Here is a 17,661-nt window from a genome sequence, read left to right as displayed (position 1 = left end):
TTTTTAACATAAAAAATTCCATAAAATTCCGTATTTTTGCACATTGTGATTTTCAGGTAAAGTCACGCCAAATTATGAGTAAATCAACAGAATATATAGAAATTTACGGCGCACGCGAGCACAATCTTAAAAATATAAATGTCAAAATTCCACGTAATGAATTGGTGGTGATTACAGGGCTTTCCGGTAGTGGAAAATCGTCATTAGCTTTTGATACTATTTTTGCAGAAGGGCAGCGTCGTTATATAGAAACTTTTTCTGCTTATGCACGTCAGTTTTTAGGTGGTTTAGAACGTCCGGATGTAGATAAGATCGAAGGGCTATCACCAGTAATTGCCATCGAGCAGAAGACTACGAATAAAAACCCACGTTCCACGGTAGGAACTGTCACTGAACTCTATGATTATCTTCGTTTGCTGTATGCGAGGGTTTCTGATGCCTATTCAATATCTACAGGAAAGAGATTGGTTAGCTATACAGAAGATCAGATTCTTGAAACGATTAAAGAGAATTATAAAGGGGAAAAGATTATGCTGATGGCTCCGGTTGTCCGTTCGAGGAAAGGACACTATCATGAACTTTTCGTGCAGATGGCAAAGAAAGGATATGGGCAGGCAAGAATTGATGGTGAATTGCAGGATATTGAATATGACCTAAAACTTGACCGTTACAAAACCCATGATATTGATATCGTTATCGACCGGTGGATCATTGGAGAGAGTGCTTCTGAAGGCAGAATGGAAAAATCGCTGAGGACTGCAATGGAAATGGGGGAAGGGATTATAGGTATTCAAAAACTGGGAAGTACGGATATTGAGTACTTTTCAAAAAATTTAATGGATGCTGAAACAGGGCATTCGTTAGCACTACCGGAACCGAATACTTTTTCATTTAATTCTCCAAAGGGGAGCTGTCCGGATTGTAAGGGGCTGGGAACTATAAAAAAAATAAATACGGATTATTTTGTGGATAATCCAAAGTTATCAATCAATCAGGGAGGGTTATTGCCATTGGAAGATATTAAATCTAACAAATGGATTTTAGCACAGATCAAAAATATTCTTGAAATCTTTGGTCTGGGATTAACGACTCCAATGAAAGATATTCCTGCAGAAGCTCTAGACTATATGTACTATGGCTGTCATAAAGAATTTAATAAAGATCTTAAATATGCTGGAATCACCAAGAAAATAAAGATCAGCTTTGATGGACTGATTCCTTTTATGGAGGAAATTATTGATGAGAAGGAATCTTATGAAGGTGTTTTGCTGGAAAGACATTTCACTACGGAAGAAACCTGTCCTGAATGCAATGGAACCCGTCTGCAGCCATCAAGCTTAAGTTTTAAAATTGATGGTAAAAATATTGCTGAAGTCAATGGTTTAAGTTTATCAGACTTAAAAGACTGGTTGCATGATGTTAAAGATAAATTTTCAGAAAAGAATAAGATCATAGCTTATGAAATTCTAAAAGAAATTGAAACTAGACTTCAGTTCTTATTAGATGTAGGCTTAGATTATTTAAGTTTAAGCAGAAGCTCGAAAACACTTTCCGGAGGAGAATCCCAAAGAATCCGTCTTGCAACACAGATTGGATCACAGTTGGTGAATGTTCTTTATATCCTGGATGAACCCAGTATAGGACTCCATCAGAGAGATAATGAAAGGCTGATCAATTCACTTAAAAATCTGAGAGATATCGGAAATTCAGTCTTGGTTGTGGAACATGATAAAGATATGATCCTTGAGGCTGATGAGGTTTTGGATATTGGACCCAGAGCTGGAAAGTTTGGTGGTGAAATTCTATGGCAGGGAAAACCAAAGGATTTATTGAAAGCGGACACTATAACAGCAGACTATATCAACGGAAAAAGAAAAATTGAAATTCCGGCTGAAAGAAGAAAAGGAAATGGCAAAAGCATAGTTTTAAAAGGTGCTACAGGAAATAACCTTAAAAATGTAACCCTTGATATTCCTTTAGGGAAATTGGTGGTAGTAACGGGGATCTCCGGAAGTGGAAAGTCTTCATTAATCAATGGAACGCTATATCCAATCCTTAATAAGCATTTTTACAGAGCGGTTCAGGAGCCTTTACCTTATAAGAAAATAGAAGGGCTGGAAAACATAGATAAAATCGTGGATGTAGATCAGGCACCGATTGGTAGGACACCTAGATCAAATCCGGCAACGTATACCGGTATGTTTACAGACATCAGGAATCTTTTTGCTGAATTACCGGAAAGTAAGATTCGTGGTTACAAGCCAGGTAGATTCTCTTTCAATGTAAAAGGAGGAAGATGTGAAACATGTCAGGGTGGAGGACTGAAAGTGATCGAAATGAACTTCCTGCCGGATGTTTATGTACATTGCGAAACCTGCAACGGAAAACGATTCAACAGGGAAACCCTTGAAGTTCGTTACAAAGGGAAATCTATCTCTGATGTATTGGACATGACAATTGATGAAGCAGTAGATTTCTTTCAACCTATTCCTAAAATTTTCAGCAGGGTAAAGACCTTACAAGATGTTGGTTTAGGATATATCACAATGGGACAGCAGTCTACAACGCTTTCCGGAGGGGAAGCTCAGCGTATTAAACTGGCTACGGAACTGGCTAAAAGGCAAACCGGAAATACACTTTATATTCTGGATGAACCAACTACAGGTTTGCATTTTGAAGATGTAAAGATCTTGATGGATGCAATCAATCAATTGGTAGAACTAGGAAATTCATTCATTATTATTGAACACAATATGGATGTAATTAAATTAGCTGATCATATTATTGATGTGGGTCCTGAAGGAGGAAAGCATGGTGGACAAATCGTAGCTCAGGGAACTCCTGAGGAAATTATAAAATCTAAGAAAAGCTTAACAGGACAGTTTTTGAAAAAGGAATTTTAAACATTCAAATGTTATATTTTAATTAATAATAAACATTTTTATTTATAAAATTAATTAATACCTAAAGAGAATAGTAAAATATTCTCTTTTTTTTGTTATTTTTATTTCAAAAATATGTGATTTAAATAAAAACTAATAACCTTAAAAAAACAACCATGAATCAATCTAAAGAAAACGAATTTGTAAACGATCCGGAAGATTTAATCTGGGTTAATCCTGATCCAATCTCCCTAAATTTTGACGTGGCATCAAAGAAAGCATTAGCTGTTCCGGTTAAAGAGCTTACGTCCGGACAGCAGGTAATGATTTTACGCTTTACCGACATTCCGTTTGATGCCATATTACCGTTTGGAGGAGCATATAAACCGGATTTTAAGCCCCAAAATGGAATTACTCTGGGAAAAGCGTATTATTTTCCTTATAAGACAGGCCCTAATGCCAGTAATTTCCGGGGTACAGTGGGAAATGTAGATATACCGGTGTCTCCATCAGCTAATGATCCACACTACGTCCTGACCGGAGAGATGAATGGCTGCTCTCTTATTGTAACAAAAAAAACTAATGAAACGAAATGTACGGTGTGGCATTTTCCGAGTCCTGACAGTTACAAAAAAGAGTATGATGCATTTAAGAAACAGTTTAAAAACGAAATTTATGGGGAGATCAGATATGCTAACTACGGTGGAAATGTTTTGAAAGGAGAAATAGATGGCGTTAATTATTTATATTATAATAATGCTTCAAAAAAATGGCAACTTTCATGTATCCCGATAAGCAGAGTGGTAACAACAGACCCTCAGAAATTGAAACTATGGAATGGAAATTGGGTTGAAAAGTCCAGCGTTCCGAGATTTAAAAAGGATATTGACTTTTCAAAGCCTATAGAATAATACTGATTATGGTATTGAATTACCTCAAAACAAGGCGCTTATTGAATTCCAATATTAAATTTTCAATTAATTTTAAATTTTAACTAATTGATAGTCAGTTATTTTCATTCTAATATTAATTTAATGTTAACTGAATATTAATTAAATGTAAATTATTTTCAATAACTTAGAGTAAGAAATATAAAATAATTCAATTATAATATTTAAAACCATATAGTTATGAAAAATAAAATTCAAATATTTGTTGCTTCGCTTTTTGCCATTGGGTTGATATCAATGAATATGCTTAATGCACAAACTACTGATACTAACGTAATTCAGGAGATTCAATTGAATAAAAATGATACGTTCAGTAAAATCAGAAAAGAACTGATCAATAATTTTGATTTTCTGAATTATGAGTATAAACAAGGCGTTGTAAATTCAGAGGTAAAATTTGATATTACAGAAAATGGAAAAATAGTAAATGTCCATTCTACAGGTGACTGTAAAAATGTAAGCAAAGAGATTGAAAATGTTTTATCCAACCTGACAATAAACCGCAAAAATTTTAATCAGAATATCGTAGCTTATACATATGTGATGCCGGTAACTGTTGAGATTGATAACAGATAATAATATTCAAAAAAAATAATGCAGATTCTTTATGGTTCTTGTTTTTGAACTGTAAATAGTGAAAATTTTCTATGGAAAACTGTAATAAATTAATAAGTATTTCGTTTTAAATTTAACCAACCATTAAAATTAAAACAATATGAACAATTTAAAGAAACTTAACAAGCAGGAATTGAAATCGGTATATGGTGGACAGCCAAAAAAGTACTGTGTATACTGTGAAAGATTAAATCAAACGGTTTGCAGCGAAGTTCCAATTGCTCAATGTCCGTAAAATAAAAGAGCTGCCTGACGAGGCAGCTCTTTTTAGTTAAAAATGATATTTATTTTTGAGCTGTTCCCTGCAATCCTTTTTTTGTTTCTGTAATAAAAGCTCTTAACTGTTCTTTAAGATTAGATCGTTCAGTGAAAATAATGTTATCGATTTTCCAACCATTATCATTAATTAACTGAATTGTATTCTCCCAAATTACAGCCGGATATGTTTTATCATCGGCTTTGTATTCACCAATTTCAAGTTCTACAATGGCTTCAGCAGTATTTCCGGTTATACTTATCTTCGTTACTTTTTGTTTTGTAGCATCGGGTACACCTGTGAAAATAAAACTTTCTACCATTGCCGGTTTATCAGTCGGGTGATCACTCTTCTTTATTCTTTCCGCATCAGCTACTGAAATACTATGTGCTTCATCAAGTATATTTTTTAGGTCTGGAGAAAACAATTCTTTGGATGAAATCGAATTTGATGAGCTGGTATACTTGTATAATTGATCTATTTTTGAGGAAACTTCAACTTCAGATGTTGTCTTGCTTGTAACACAGCTGTTGAAAATTAATAGAATACATAAGCAAGAAAATAGATGTTTCATAATTTGTGTTTGGATGTGTAAGGAAGTCTCAAACTTTATGCCATTGATAAATTGAGAAAGGTGAAATAATTCAGGTTTGTCTGTTTTAAAATTTTGACAGTCTCTTTAAAAATGATAAACAGAATCAGAAAAATTTATACATTTGAGTCGATATAAATAAATCCAGTGAATTCTATCCTAGATGTTGTAGTCCGCTCACTCTGCGTTTACCTGTTCATGGTTATTGCAATTCGTTTATTTGGGAAAAATCAGCTTTCTCAGCTTAATGCAGGAGATGTGGTTTTACTGCTTCTTATTTCTAATGCAGTACAGAATGCAATGGTAGGTCCTGATACTTCATTACAGGGAGGTCTTATTGCGGCATTGGTCCTTTTTGCTGCTAACTTTATAGTAAAAAGATTAATGTTTTCAAACCGTTCATTCGAAACATTTATGGAAGAAGATCCTGTAATTTTAATAAGAGATGGAAAAGTGGATGAAAAAGCCCTTAATAAGGTTAAAATTACCAAGGATGAACTGGAGGAAGCAATCAGGGAACATGGAGTTGAAAAGATAGAAAATGTAAAGTTATCTATTCTGGAGGTTGATGGAAATATCAGTGTGGTTTCAGAAGATAATCAAACGAAACAAACTCACTATTCAAGAATAAAAAGAAAGAATAAAAGAAAATATCAATAAATAAAATGAACTACGAGATCAGAGAAATGCTTCCGGGTGATGAAGTGCGTGTGTTAGAAATATTTCAGCAGGGAATTGATGGTGGAATTGCAACTTTTGAAACAGAGGCTCCGAATAGGGAGGTGTGGAATACCGAATTTTTTAACGATTGCAGGTGGATATTGGAAAATGAAGATAATGAGGTAGTGGGCTGGGCTGCTTTGAAGCCGGTAAGCAAAAGGGAATGTTTTAAGGGAGTCGCTGAGGTAAGTATCTATTTTGATTCTAATTATCAGGGAAAGGGTTTAGGCTCGGTTTTACTTAAAAAGATGATTTTAGATAGCGAATACCATGGATTCTGGACTCTGCAGTCTAATATATTTCCCGAAAATGAAGCATCTATCAAATTTCATCAGAAAAATGGATTCAGAACGGTAGGTGTCCGTAAAAAAGTAGGAAAACTGAACGGAGAATGGAAGGATCTGGTGATGCTTGAAAAGAGAAGTGAAACAGTTGGGTTTGACTAGTTAATAGTTGAAGCTTTTGTTAAATCGTAAAATTGCGGATCTGTAAAACTGTTATATATGTGTAGATTAATGATTTCCTATTTTGCAATTTTACAGTTTTACATTTTTATCTAATTGTTGGCATCAACCTTGTTTATATTCATATCGAAATTCGAAACAATGAAAATATGAAAGGGTTGATTAAAACATTGGCTTTGACTTCTGTAATTGTGATGCTGACAAGCTGTACGGTTCAGGAATATCATGGTCACAGAGGGAGGAGATTACCTCCGGGACAAGCTAAAAAAGTCTATGGTGGAAGCGCCAGATATTATGCGCCAGGCCAGGTTAAGAAGAGAGTGTACTATTATGAATATGATGACAGGGGAAGAGGGAGGCATAAAGAACATAAGAAACATCACAGAGATTAAAATCTCATAATAAACCAAAAACGCCCTGGCATCTCAGGGCGTTTTTATTTTATTATAATCTGGACTTTTTTGGATTCAAAAATGTGTTGAAAATCATAACTTCCTGCCCAAACTGTTTTTCTACTCTCTCGGTAATATTTAGAAGTTCACTTTCAATAAAGTCTGTCCGAAGATCATCATTATCAAAGATCAGTAAGAGATTGTAATTTTTACCTTCGTCAATATAGTCGGTGTGCACTTCAGAAAGAATATATTTGTTGACATCCATTAGGTTTTCAGTCATTAAAACCAAAGTCTCCTCCATATAATTTTCCCATTCTTCAAGATTGTTTTTTGTGCAGTGGAAAGTTATACTTAATACGCTCATATTTTAAGAATTTTTAAGATTTTGTGGATAAATTCTACCACAAAAATCGGTAAAAATTTCGTAAATTAGCCCGTTAATAAAAAACCAAAATAAATAATTTTCGGACTCACAGCTAAAAGTCTGACTATCATTATAATAAAATTTGTTTATGCAAAAAGAAGGAGAAAGACTAATTCCTATCAACATTGTTGATGAAATGAAGTCATCTTATATCGATTATTCGATGTCGGTTATCGTTTCCAGAGCGTTACCTGATGTAAGAGATGGCTTGAAACCCGTTCATAGAAGAGTGCTTTATGGTATGTATGGATTAGGGGTTTTTTCTAATAGAAAATACTTAAAATCTGCAAGAATTGTTGGGGATGTTTTAGGTAAATATCACCCACATGGAGATTCTTCTGTATACGATGCAATGGTAAGAATGGCACAGCCTTGGAGTTTACGTTATCCCCAGGTTGATGGGCAGGGTAACTTCGGTTCCATGGATGGAGATCCACCAGCAGCAATGCGTTATACTGAAGCCAGACTGAAAAAGATCTCTGACGATATCCTTGCTGATCTAGACAAAGAAACAGTTGATTTTCAGAATAACTTCGATGACAGCTTGCAGGAACCTACTGTAATGCCTACCAAGATCCCAAATCTTTTAGTAAACGGAACTTCCGGTATTGCGGTTGGTATGGCGACCAATATGGCGCCACATAACTTGTCTGAGTCAGTAGATGCTATTGCTGCTTATATCGATAATAAAGATATTACCATTGATGAATTGATGCAGCACATTATTGCTCCGGATTTTCCAACAGGTGGAATTATCTATGGTTATGATGGAGTAAGAGATGCTTTCCATACAGGAAGGGGAAGAGTAGTTCTTAGAGCAAAAGTTAGTTTCGAAGAAATAGGGAACAGAAATGCGATTATCGTTAGCGAAATTCCTTATCAGGTCAACAAAGCTGAAATGATCGCCAGAACTGCTGAACTGGTTAAAGACGAAAAAATTCCTGGAATTTATGAGATAAGAGATGAATCCGATAGAAAGGGTCTTCGTATCGTTTATGAATTAAAGAACGATGCAATTCCTAATGTCGTATTGAATTTATTATATAAATATACTTCACTTCAGACATCTTTCAGCGTTAATAATATTGCTTTGGTACATGGTAGACCAGAACAATTAAACCTAAAAGATATTATCCATCACTTTGTAGAACACAGACATGATGTTGTTATAAGAAGAACTCAATTTGAGCTTAAGAAAGCAAAAGAAAGAGCTCACATCTTGGAAGGATTCATGAAAGTGATCGGCACACAGGATTCATTGGATAAGGCTATTTCTATCATCCGTCACAGTGCAAACCCTCAGGCAGCTAAGGAAGGTTTAATTCAGGAGTTTGATCTTTCTGAAATTCAGGCTCAGGCAATTCTTGATCTTCGTTTGGCTCGTTTAACGGGAATGGAACTTGATAAGATCCGTGATGAGTACGATGCGATCATGAAAGAAATTCTGAATCTAGAAGATATCTTAGCTAAAGAAAGCAGAAGATTTGAAATCATTAAAGAAGAATTGCTTGAAGTAAAAGAAAAATATGGTGACGAAAGAAGAACTGAAATCGATTATTCAGGAGGGGAAATGTCAATTGAAGATATTATTCCTAATGAAGCGGTAGTTCTTACAATTTCTCACGCAGGATATGTGAAGAGAACATTACTTTCAGAATATAAAATTCAAAGCAGAGGTGGAGTAGGAAACAAAGCGGCTACAACAAGAGATTCAGATTTCTTGGAGTATATTGTTTCTGCAACCAATCACCAATATATGTTGTTCTTCACCGAGAAAGGAAAATGTTACTGGTTGAGGGTGTTTGAAATCCCTGAAGGTTCTAAAACGGCCAAAGGAAGGGCGGTTCAAAACCTGATCAACATCGAGCCGGATGATAAGATCAAAGCATATATCAGAACCAATGATCTGAAAGATGCAGAATACATCAATCAGATGAGCGTTGTGATGATTACCAAAAATGGTACGATCAAGAAAACATCACTTGAAGCATACTCAAGACCGAGAGTTAATGGGATCAATGCTATTGAGATCAGAGATAATGATCAGCTGTTGGGTGCATGGTTAACAAATGGAACTTCTCAGATTATGATCGCTACTAAAAATGGTAAATGTATCCGTTTCCCTGAGGAAAAAGTAAGAGAAGTGGGTAGAGGTTCTATCGGTGTTCGCGGGATTACCATGGAAGATAATGATGAGGTAATTGGTATGATTGTTGTGAACGACGTAGAAAACGAAACTGTTTTGGTGGTATCTGAAAAAGGATATGGTAAGAGAACTGCTGTAGAGGATTACAGAATTACCAACAGAGGAGGAAAAGGAGTGATCACTCTTAATATAACTGAGAAAACAGGAAATCTTATTGCGATCCAAAACGTAACTGATGAGGATGGATTAATGATTATCAATAAATCAGGTGTAGCAATCCGTATGAATATGGATGAGATGAGAGTAATGGGTAGAAATACTCAGGGAGTGAGAATGATCAACCTTAAGAAAAATGATGAGATTGCGGCGATTGCAAAAGTAGCAATGGATAAAGATGTAGAAGAAGAATTAGAAGAAGGTGAAGAAGGAGCGGAAGCTACACAAAGCATCAATGAAGAGACAAATGTAACACCACAATTAGAGAATAATTCAGAAGAAGATCAGCCAACAGGAGAGGCTGAAAATTCTGAGTCTGAAGAATAATGTAAATAAAATAAATTCTGATTATGAAAAAGCTAATTTTAAGTATAGCGATCATTTCTTCGGCTTTTGTTTTCGGACAGAAGAAAGATACAAATGCTCAGCTACAAGAGGCTAACAAAGCAGCTATGGATGCATATAATGCAAAAAACTATACTGTTGCGGCTCCTAAATTTTTAGAGGTATATAACTTGCTAAAAGCAAACGGCCAGGATGACAAAGTATACATGTATTATGCGGGGCTTAATTATGCTTTGGCTAATAATATTGACGAGTCCGTTAAGATATATACGGAATTAATCAATTCAGGGTATACAGGAGTTCAGACCAACTATACTGCAAAAGATAAAAAAACAGGTCAGGTTGCTACTTACGATAAAGGGACTTGGGATATGTTGAAAAAATCGTCAGATTATATTGATTTCAAAACAGAACAAACACCAAGTGTAGAAGCTGATTTGTATGAAACTTTAGCTACATTGTTGTTAAATGCTAAGAAGAATGATGAAGCGGTAGCAATCATTGAAAAAGGATTGGCTAAATTTCCTAACAATGCAAAACTAAAGGATTTCCAAAGTACTGCTTATTATCAGTCTGGAAATACGGATAAATTTGTTGCTACTTTGAAGGAGCAATTAGCTAAAAATCCTAATGATGCAACTAACTGGTATAATTTAGGGGTTATGCAGTCTAAAAATACTGCCAGTGCTGCAGATGCTGAGGCTTCTTTTAAGAAGGCTATTGAGCTGAAACCTGACTTTGCCAATGCATATCAGAATTTAGTTTATGCTATAATCGGAGAAGATGAAAAAGCTGTAACGGAAATTAATACGCTTAGAAAAACTAAACCGGATGATGCTACTAAATTAATTGAAGCAAGAAAGGAAAGATTTAACAAAGCTTTACCTTATGCTGAAAGTTGGTATAAGGCTCTTCCTACTGATGTAAATGCTGTTACTATGTTAAAAGAGATTTATAGCATTACTAAGAATCAGGCTAAAATGGCTGAAATGAAAGCTAAGGAAGCTGAACTTGCAGGAAAAGCTAAATAATTTATTCTTTTTTAAGAACGGAATAATAAAAAAACCGAAACTTTTGTTTCGGTTTTTTTTGGTTTCCAGTGCAAAAATTTACTTCATTGATTTCAATGTTTTTTTAGATGATAATCCTTATTTTCTGGCGTTAAAATTCTTTGCAATTCCGTATCTTTGAGAAAAATTTTTACAAAATGATTGAGTGGAAAACCGCCAAAGAATACGAAGATATTACCTATAAAAAATGTAATGGTGTAGCGAGAATTGCTTTCAACAGACCGGAAGTTCGTAATGCTTTCAGACCTAAAACTACTTCAGAATTATATGATGCTTTCTATGACGCTTATGAAGATTCTTCAATAGGAGTTGTTTTGCTTTCCGGAGAAGGTCCAAGTCCCAAAGATGGAGGATGGGCATTCTGTAGTGGAGGTGACCAAAAAGCAAGAGGACATCAGGGGTATGTAGGTGAAGATGGAAGACATAGGTTGAATATTTTAGAAGTTCAGCGGTTGATCCGTTTTATGCCTAAAGTAGTTATCGCTGTTGTTCCCGGTTGGGCAGTAGGTGGTGGGCACTCACTTCATGTGGTTTGTGATCTTACTTTAGCAAGTAAAGAACATGCTATTTTTAAACAGACTGATGCAGATGTTACCAGCTTTGATGGTGGATATGGTTCAGCTTATCTGGCAAAAATGGTAGGTCAGAAAAAAGCGCGTGAAATCTTCTTTTTAGGTAGGAATTATTCAGCTCAGGAAGCTTTAGATATGGGAATGGTTAATGCTGTAATTCCTCATGAAGAATTAGAGGATACTGCTTACGAATGGGCGCAGGAAATTTTAGCTAAATCTCCAACTTCGATCAGAATGCTGAAATTTGCTATGAACCTAACAGATGACGGAATGGTTGGGCAGCAGGTTTTTGCCGGTGAAGCAACTCGTTTGGCTTATATGACCGAAGAGGCACAGGAAGGTAGAAATGCATTTCTTGAAAAGAGAAAACCGGACTTCGGGAAAGATCAATGGATATCATAAAAATATAAATGATAATTGATAAATGATCATTGGTGCATCATTTATCAATTATCGCTTATCAATTATAAGTATGAAAGATTGGATAAAAGCCGCTAGGCTAAGAACTTTACCGCTTTCTTTAAGCGGAATTATTATGGGAAGTTTCATTGCCAAATGGAAATTGTATGGAGAAGGTGGTGTTTGGGACTGGAAAATTTTTGCACTGGCACTTTTGGTGACTTTGCTATATCAGGTCCTGTCAAACTATGCCAATGACTACGGTGATGGAGTGAAAGGAACAGATGCTAAAAGAATCAACGAAGCAGAAGCAAGGGCGGTAGCTTCAGGACGAATTACTGCTCAGCAAATGAAGAATGCTGTTATTTTACTTTCGGCATTATCTTTTATAGCCACTGTAGGACTGTTATATGCCGCTTTTATTCCTAATTACATGAATGAATTTTACATTTTTATAGGCTTAGGAGTAGCGAGTATTTTGGCAGCTATTGGTTATACAATGGGGAAAAAGCCTTATGGATATATGGGATTGGGAGACCTTTTTGTATTTATCTTTTTTGGTTTGGTTTCAGTTTGTGGCAGTTATTTTCTATTTACGAAAACATTCAGCTGGGATATGCTATTACCCGGGACAGCAATTGGTATGATGAGTATGGCTGTTTTGAACCTGAATAATATGAGAGATATTGAAAGTGATAGATTATCAGGAAAAAATAGTTTTGCTTTAAGGTTGGGATTCAGAAATGCCATGATCTACGAAATGATCCTATTGCAACTTCCTCTTATTTTGATTCTTATCTTTTTAGGAATAAATGGTTTTATACAATCACAAAACTATTATGTTTTTATTGTAATGATCCTGTTGATTCCATTTGCTAAGCTAAGAAGAAAAATAATGTCTGTAAAAGAGCCTAAAGAACTTGATCAGTATCTGAAACAGGTAGGTATTCTTACATTTACAATGGCTGTGTTAACAGCAATCGGACTCAATTTTTTTAACTAAATAAATGATCATTATGAGCAATTCTCCTGTATACGTTGAAGCTCAAATGCTTATCAGAAAACCTATTCAAGAGGTATTTGAGGCATTTGTCAACCCTGAATTAACCACTCAGTTTTGGTTTACCAAATCGAGCGGAAAACTGGAAGAAGGTAAAACAATTACCTGGGAATGGGAGATGTATGGGGTGAAAAATAATGTTACTGTCCATGAAATCATTCCCAATCGTTTAATAAAAACGGAATGGGGCGATCCTTCAAGTAAAGTAGATTATGAATTTAAGGAGATGGAGAAGGGAACTTTTGTAGTGATTAAAAGCTATGGATTCACTCAGACAGGTGAAGATCTCTTAAAAACAATTAATGATAATACAGGTGGTTTTACGACAGTTTTAGACGGCTGTAAAGCCTTTCTGGAACATGGTATTAATCTAAGGTTAATTGAAGATAAGTTTCCACAGGAATAAGGCGGGCTTATGAAGAATATTTCAGCTTACAAGGTAATATCTTATGTATCACTTTTGCTGGCAATCATATTTTTCTATGAGTTTATTAAAGAATTAATGGGCGGGATGATGATCTCTGATTTCAGTCCAATTGCTTTAATTGTTGCATCTGTATTAATTTTCAATACTATCCTGTCTGTTTTAATGGTAAGCAAGTTTTTAAAGAGGAGATTCATTCTCGCAGTTTGTCAAACTGCAATGATCATACTAAATATTTGGGCATTATATCAAATTTATACATCAGTAGAAGTTTGTATAAACTCTCAAATCGTTTCATAATTAAACATAAAATTAAAAATAAAATGAAAATACAATTCTTAGGACAAAACTGTTTTTTGTTTACGTATAAGGATAAAACTATTTTAAGCGATCCTTTTTATAATTATAAAAAAGCCGAATCAGGATTTGATATTTCGGCTCAGAAAATAGATTATATTTTACTGACGCATGCACATGGTGATCATATTGCCGATGTAGCTGAAGTTTTAGAATTTCATCCTGATGCAACAGTAATTGGAGTACCTGAAGTATGCGCTTATTTTAAAGCAGCAAAAAATAAAGAAGATGTGAACTTAGGAGGATCGGCAAAAATCGACGATCTTAAAATTTCAATGGTTCCGGCTCACCATACAAGTTCGTTCCCGGATGGAAGCTATGGAGGTGTTCCTGTAGGGTATATTTTCAGACTTCCTGAAGGTAAGAATATTTATTTAGCTGGTGATACAGGAGTGATGGCAGATATGGAATTATTTCCAAAATTATATGGACATATTGATTTATCAATTTTGCCGATTGGAAGCCACTATACCATGTGTCCTAGAAAAGCTGCTTTTGCATCAGCAGAATTATTAAAAACACCTAAAGTAATCGGATGTCATTTTGATACTTTCCCTGCTATTGAAATTAATCATGAAACTGCTTTAAAACATTTCAGTGATAAAAATGTTGAGCTTGTTTTACCGAAATTGGGAGAGGAGTTTGAATTTTAGAATAAAAGAAATAAAAAATGGCAAGCTACCTACATCACACCGCTACGACCAATTACCTTTGCTGTGTTCCCACCCTGGAGGATTCTCAGGAGCTGGTTGTGTAGGACTTGCCGGTGCAAAGATAGGAATTAATTATAAATTTGAAAATAATATTACAGAAAAGTGAATGAAAAAATGCTTTGTTAAGGCTAAATTGCTGAAATTTAGGGCAATAATTTTTCTAAAATTTTTCTAAAAATAAGAATATGACGAAAAGTCCATCCACCATAGGAATTATACTGTTTATCGCTACAATGATCGTTTTTTTTATAGCGTATTACTTCTTCTCAGGAATCCATTATTTTGATACTTCGCTCAAAATCAATGCATTCGTTTTGCCGGTTATTTATGCAGGAGCTGCGTTTTGGTCCGTAAAATCCCGTTGGAATACCCATAAAATGGGTTTTAGGGAAGCTTTTAAAAGATCTTTTATGCCCATGTTTATTGGTGGGATTCTTTCCATATTTAGCATTTATGCATTCTTAAATTTTGTTGATACAGATGCAAAAAAGCTGTTAAATTACCAATATGTTGAAAGACAAAAATCAGAATTAGACTCTGAATATAAGTCTGCGAGAAAGATTTTAAAACATCAAAAAGACATCGACGAACTGGATCAAAAATATAAAGAGAGAATTCAAAGCTTTTCTCCGGAGGCTGTTAAAGGAAAAGATATGCTTACGGCAAGTCATTTTTCAGGATATTTTGCAGCAATTCTTATATTTTACGTAGTTTTGTCACTGTTTTTCGGAGCGTTTTTCAGAACAAAAACGATTCACCAATAAATTTTTATAAAAGTTAAATGAATTTATCTATAATTATTCCGTTACTTAATGAAGAAGACTCTCTGGAAGAGCTGTTTTCTAGGATCAATACTGTTTGTATAACAAACAACTTGTCCTATGAAATTTGGTTTGTAGATGATGGAAGTACGGATCTGTCTTGGAGCATTATTGAAAATCTGAAGGTTCAGCACCCCCAGATTCATGGGATTAAATTTTCCAGAAATTATGGGAAATCTCAGGCACTGCATGCTGCTTTTGAAAGAGCGCATGGAGATGTGGTTATTACAATGGATGCTGATTTACAGGATTTTCCGGAAGAAATTCCTGATTTATATAAAATGGTCATTGAAGACAATTACGATATTGTTTCAGGTTGGAAAAAGAAGCGTTTCGATAATGTAATGACCAAAAATGTTCCTTCAAAACTTTTCAATGCTGCGGCAAGAAAAGTTTCCGGAGTAGAGTTGCATGATTTCAATTGCGGATTGAAAGCGTATAAAAAGCAGGTTGTAAAATCAATAGACGTATACGGAGATATGCACCGTTACATTCCGGTTCTAGCTGCTAATGCTGGTTTCAGGAGAATTACAGAAAAAGAAGTACGGCATCAGGCGAGACCTTACGGAACCTCTAAATTTGGAACAGAAAGATTTATCCGTGGATTTCTGGATTTGGTAACCCTTTGGTTTGTAAGCCGTTTTGGAGGAAGACCTATGCATTTCTTTGGAGCAGTAGGAACCATTATGTTTATTTTTGGATTTCTTTCCGCTTTTTGGCTGGGAGTTTCAAAATTAATAGATGTTTCAAGAGGAATCTATGGACATCTTATTACCAATAATCCATGGTTTTTTATTGCTTTAACGATGATGATTATGGGGACACTTCTTTTTATCGCGGGATTTTTAGGCGAAATGATCATCAGAACCAATAGGGAACATAAAAATTACAATATCGATGAAGTGATATAGTAGAACCCTTTTATTGTAGAAGGTGTCTATTGTTGCAATGCTAATATGTTTTAATTCAATTGAAAATGTTTAAAAGAAATTATTATTTATTAATTTTCGTTTTTATCATACTTTCCTCTTGTGGTAAAGTTTCCCCCAAAGGGAATATTGAGAGAAAAGACGTTGATGTTTCTGAATTTGTCAATCTCGATCTTGAAGGAAAATTCCGGGTATTTTATGCAAGGGGTCCTAAGAATTTTGTTGAAATAGAAACCTATCCCAATGTAGCGAATAATCTGGATGTTGATGTAAAAGATAAAACACTTTCAATTAAAGAAAAGAGAGGGACAAAAGGGGTTGATTTTTATAATGTTACCATTTATTCCAAGTATAATCTTGAAAAAGTTTCAATTTCGGATTCTGTAGAAATGAATATTTCCAGTGAAATAAAAACGGATAATTTTAAGCTTAACTTAAAGAATAACGCTACTTTTATGGGTTCAGTGAATACCAGAAGAGCAGAAGTAGAAATGCTGAACAGAAGTAGAGCTAATTTTTTAGGAGAAACTAAAAACGCAGTAATCAAAATTTCTGATACAGCAAGTTTGATTGCTCCTTATTGGAAAATTACCAACCTCAAGATAGATTCTAAAAACGGAAACTATGCAGAAGTTAATGTAAAAGATTCTCTGAAAGGACACATTCAGAATACTGCTAAATTTTTATATTATAACGATCCGATCCGTGCTTTTAAAATTGATAAAACGACAAGGGTTGAGAATAAGAAATTGCAATAAAGGTTGGAAGTTTGAAGCTGGAGGATGGGAGTAATGTTAGTTTTTCATATCTCTTGTTTTCCGGGTTGAAAACTTTTTTCCAAGTTTGAAAAATAAAAAAATAAAAACAAAGCCAGAATTTTGAAGCTCGGCACAATATAAATTCCTGCTTCCCTTTTCTGGTTAAGAAGAAATATGAGTTTCAAATTTGAGAAATTAATTATATGGCAAAAATCTATGGATTTTGGTGAGAAAATTTTTAATTTGTCTCAAAATTTTCCAAAAGATGAAGCTTTTAATGTAACATCACAAATTCGAAGAGCTTCTGATTCAATTGCTCTTAATATTTCTGAAGGGAGTATTTTGCAATCAAAATTAGAGTTTAAAAAGTTTTTAGGTTACTCAATTCGTTCTTTAGCAGAAGTAGTAACTTGTCTTTATAAAAGTAAAAATAGGAAATATATTTCTGAAGAGAATTTTAATGAACTATATAAAGAAAGCTACAATCTTATGAATCAAATTATAGCTTTCAGAAACCAAATTAAAGAATAATAATATATGCTGAAAAGTGATG

Annotated in this window: 19 protein-coding genes and 1 other RNA gene; 17 read left to right on the top strand and 3 right to left on the bottom strand. The window is 34.6% G+C overall.

The window, feature by feature from the left end; all coding sequences use genetic code 11:
- Nucleotides 1-74 precede the first annotated feature (74 nt).
- From uvrA to CEY12_RS04775, 4 genes are all read left to right on the top strand, one after another.
- Nucleotides 75-2,903 (top strand): excinuclease ABC subunit UvrA, encoded by a 2,829-nt coding sequence (gene uvrA, locus CEY12_RS04790; protein ID WP_089026604.1) that lies wholly within the window; start codon nucleotides 75-77, stop codon nucleotides 2,901-2,903.
- A 155-nt stretch (nucleotides 2,904-3,058) separates the two neighbouring features.
- Nucleotides 3,059-3,793 (top strand): hypothetical protein, encoded by a 735-nt coding sequence (locus CEY12_RS04785; RefSeq protein WP_089026603.1) that lies wholly within the window; start codon nucleotides 3,059-3,061, stop codon nucleotides 3,791-3,793.
- A 219-nt stretch (nucleotides 3,794-4,012) separates the two neighbouring features.
- The gene (locus CEY12_RS04780; RefSeq protein WP_089026602.1) at nucleotides 4,013-4,408 is read left to right on the top strand and encodes a hypothetical protein; all 396 of its coding nucleotides are present in this window, start codon (nucleotides 4,013-4,015) and stop codon (nucleotides 4,406-4,408) included.
- 139 nt (nucleotides 4,409-4,547) lie between these two features.
- Nucleotides 4,548-4,682: a bacteriocin-like protein gene (locus CEY12_RS04775; RefSeq protein WP_089026601.1), complete on the top strand. Its 135-nt coding sequence runs from the start codon at nucleotides 4,548-4,550 to the stop codon at nucleotides 4,680-4,682.
- Between the two features lie 49 nt (nucleotides 4,683-4,731).
- Here CEY12_RS04775 and CEY12_RS04770 read toward each other — a convergent pair whose 3' ends face one another.
- Complete coding sequence (locus tag CEY12_RS04770) at nucleotides 4,732-5,277, bottom strand: hypothetical protein (protein WP_089026600.1); 546 nt, start codon at nucleotides 5,275-5,277, stop codon at nucleotides 4,732-4,734.
- A 165-nt stretch (nucleotides 5,278-5,442) separates the two neighbouring features.
- Between CEY12_RS04770 and CEY12_RS04765 the strand changes: the two genes are divergently transcribed.
- From CEY12_RS04765 to CEY12_RS04755, 3 genes are all read left to right on the top strand, one after another.
- Nucleotides 5,443-5,955, top strand: coding sequence for a DUF421 domain-containing protein (locus CEY12_RS04765; RefSeq protein ID WP_089026599.1), 513 nt, complete (start codon nucleotides 5,443-5,445; stop codon nucleotides 5,953-5,955).
- A gap of 5 nt (nucleotides 5,956-5,960) precedes the next feature.
- The gene (locus tag CEY12_RS04760; RefSeq protein WP_089026598.1) at nucleotides 5,961-6,461 is read left to right on the top strand and encodes a GNAT family N-acetyltransferase; all 501 of its coding nucleotides are present in this window, start codon (nucleotides 5,961-5,963) and stop codon (nucleotides 6,459-6,461) included.
- Nucleotides 6,462-6,628: 167 nt separating this feature from the next.
- The gene (locus CEY12_RS04755) at nucleotides 6,629-6,871 is read left to right on the top strand and encodes a hypothetical protein (RefSeq protein WP_089026597.1); all 243 of its coding nucleotides are present in this window, start codon (nucleotides 6,629-6,631) and stop codon (nucleotides 6,869-6,871) included.
- Nucleotides 6,872-6,923: 52 nt separating this feature from the next.
- Here the strand turns inward: CEY12_RS04755 and CEY12_RS04750 are convergent, their stop codons facing one another.
- Complete coding sequence (locus tag CEY12_RS04750) at nucleotides 6,924-7,238, bottom strand: DUF4286 family protein (protein WP_089026596.1); 315 nt, start codon at nucleotides 7,236-7,238, stop codon at nucleotides 6,924-6,926.
- 148 nt (nucleotides 7,239-7,386) lie between these two features.
- On the opposite strand from CEY12_RS04750, the gene gyrA reads away from it, so the two are divergent.
- The 6 genes from gyrA (at nucleotide 7,387) to CEY12_RS04715 (ending at nucleotide 14,540) form a co-directional block, all read left to right on the top strand.
- On the top strand, nucleotides 7,387-9,987 hold the full coding sequence (gyrA, locus tag CEY12_RS04745; RefSeq protein WP_089026595.1) for a DNA gyrase subunit A: 2,601 nt from the start codon (nucleotides 7,387-7,389) through the stop codon (nucleotides 9,985-9,987).
- 23 nt (nucleotides 9,988-10,010) lie between these two features.
- Complete coding sequence (locus tag CEY12_RS04740; RefSeq protein ID WP_089026594.1) at nucleotides 10,011-11,036, top strand: tetratricopeptide repeat protein; 1,026 nt, start codon at nucleotides 10,011-10,013, stop codon at nucleotides 11,034-11,036.
- Nucleotides 11,037-11,212: 176 nt separating this feature from the next.
- Nucleotides 11,213-12,049 carry a 1,4-dihydroxy-2-naphthoyl-CoA synthase gene (locus CEY12_RS04735; RefSeq protein ID WP_089026593.1) on the top strand — a complete coding sequence of 279 codons (837 nt, stop codon included), beginning with the start codon at nucleotides 11,213-11,215 and terminating at the stop codon, nucleotides 12,047-12,049.
- A 70-nt stretch (nucleotides 12,050-12,119) separates the two neighbouring features.
- Nucleotides 12,120-13,049, top strand: coding sequence for a 1,4-dihydroxy-2-naphthoate octaprenyltransferase (gene menA, locus CEY12_RS04730; protein WP_089026592.1), 930 nt, complete (start codon nucleotides 12,120-12,122; stop codon nucleotides 13,047-13,049).
- 13 nt (nucleotides 13,050-13,062) lie between these two features.
- Nucleotides 13,063-13,512, top strand: a complete 450-nt coding sequence (locus tag CEY12_RS04725) for an SRPBCC family protein (RefSeq protein ID WP_089026591.1) — start codon at nucleotides 13,063-13,065, stop codon at nucleotides 13,510-13,512.
- A 341-nt stretch (nucleotides 13,513-13,853) separates the two neighbouring features.
- Nucleotides 13,854-14,540, top strand: coding sequence for a metal-dependent hydrolase (locus CEY12_RS04715; RefSeq protein WP_089026589.1), 687 nt, complete (start codon nucleotides 13,854-13,856; stop codon nucleotides 14,538-14,540).
- A gap of 15 nt (nucleotides 14,541-14,555) precedes the next feature.
- Here the strand turns inward: CEY12_RS04715 and ffs are convergent.
- Nucleotides 14,556-14,653, bottom strand: an RNA gene (ffs, locus tag CEY12_RS04710) — signal recognition particle sRNA small type.
- A 132-nt stretch (nucleotides 14,654-14,785) separates the two neighbouring features.
- Between ffs and CEY12_RS04705 the strand changes: the two genes are divergently transcribed.
- The 4 genes from CEY12_RS04705 to CEY12_RS04690 all read left to right on the top strand — a co-directional run bounded on the left by CEY12_RS04705 (nucleotide 14,786) and on the right by CEY12_RS04690 (nucleotide 17,639).
- Nucleotides 14,786-15,364, top strand: a complete 579-nt coding sequence (locus CEY12_RS04705; protein ID WP_089026588.1) for a DUF4199 domain-containing protein — start codon at nucleotides 14,786-14,788, stop codon at nucleotides 15,362-15,364.
- A 17-nt stretch (nucleotides 15,365-15,381) separates the two neighbouring features.
- Complete coding sequence (locus CEY12_RS04700; RefSeq protein WP_089026587.1) at nucleotides 15,382-16,332, top strand: glycosyltransferase family 2 protein; 951 nt, start codon at nucleotides 15,382-15,384, stop codon at nucleotides 16,330-16,332.
- 65 nt (nucleotides 16,333-16,397) lie between these two features.
- A complete protein-coding gene (locus CEY12_RS04695) occupies nucleotides 16,398-17,108 on the top strand; it encodes a GIN domain-containing protein (RefSeq protein WP_089026586.1) in 711 nt (236 codons plus the stop codon).
- 174 nt (nucleotides 17,109-17,282) lie between these two features.
- The gene (locus CEY12_RS04690) at nucleotides 17,283-17,639 is read left to right on the top strand and encodes a four helix bundle protein (protein WP_089026585.1); all 357 of its coding nucleotides are present in this window, start codon (nucleotides 17,283-17,285) and stop codon (nucleotides 17,637-17,639) included.
- Nucleotides 17,640-17,661: the final 22 nt, after the last annotated feature.

The organism is Chryseobacterium sp. T16E-39 (genome assembly GCF_002216065.1).
GTDB lineage: Bacteria > Bacteroidota > Bacteroidia > Flavobacteriales > Weeksellaceae > Chryseobacterium.
Note: the sequence above shows the minus strand (reverse complement) of the source record. Positions and strands in the feature narration are given on the sequence as shown.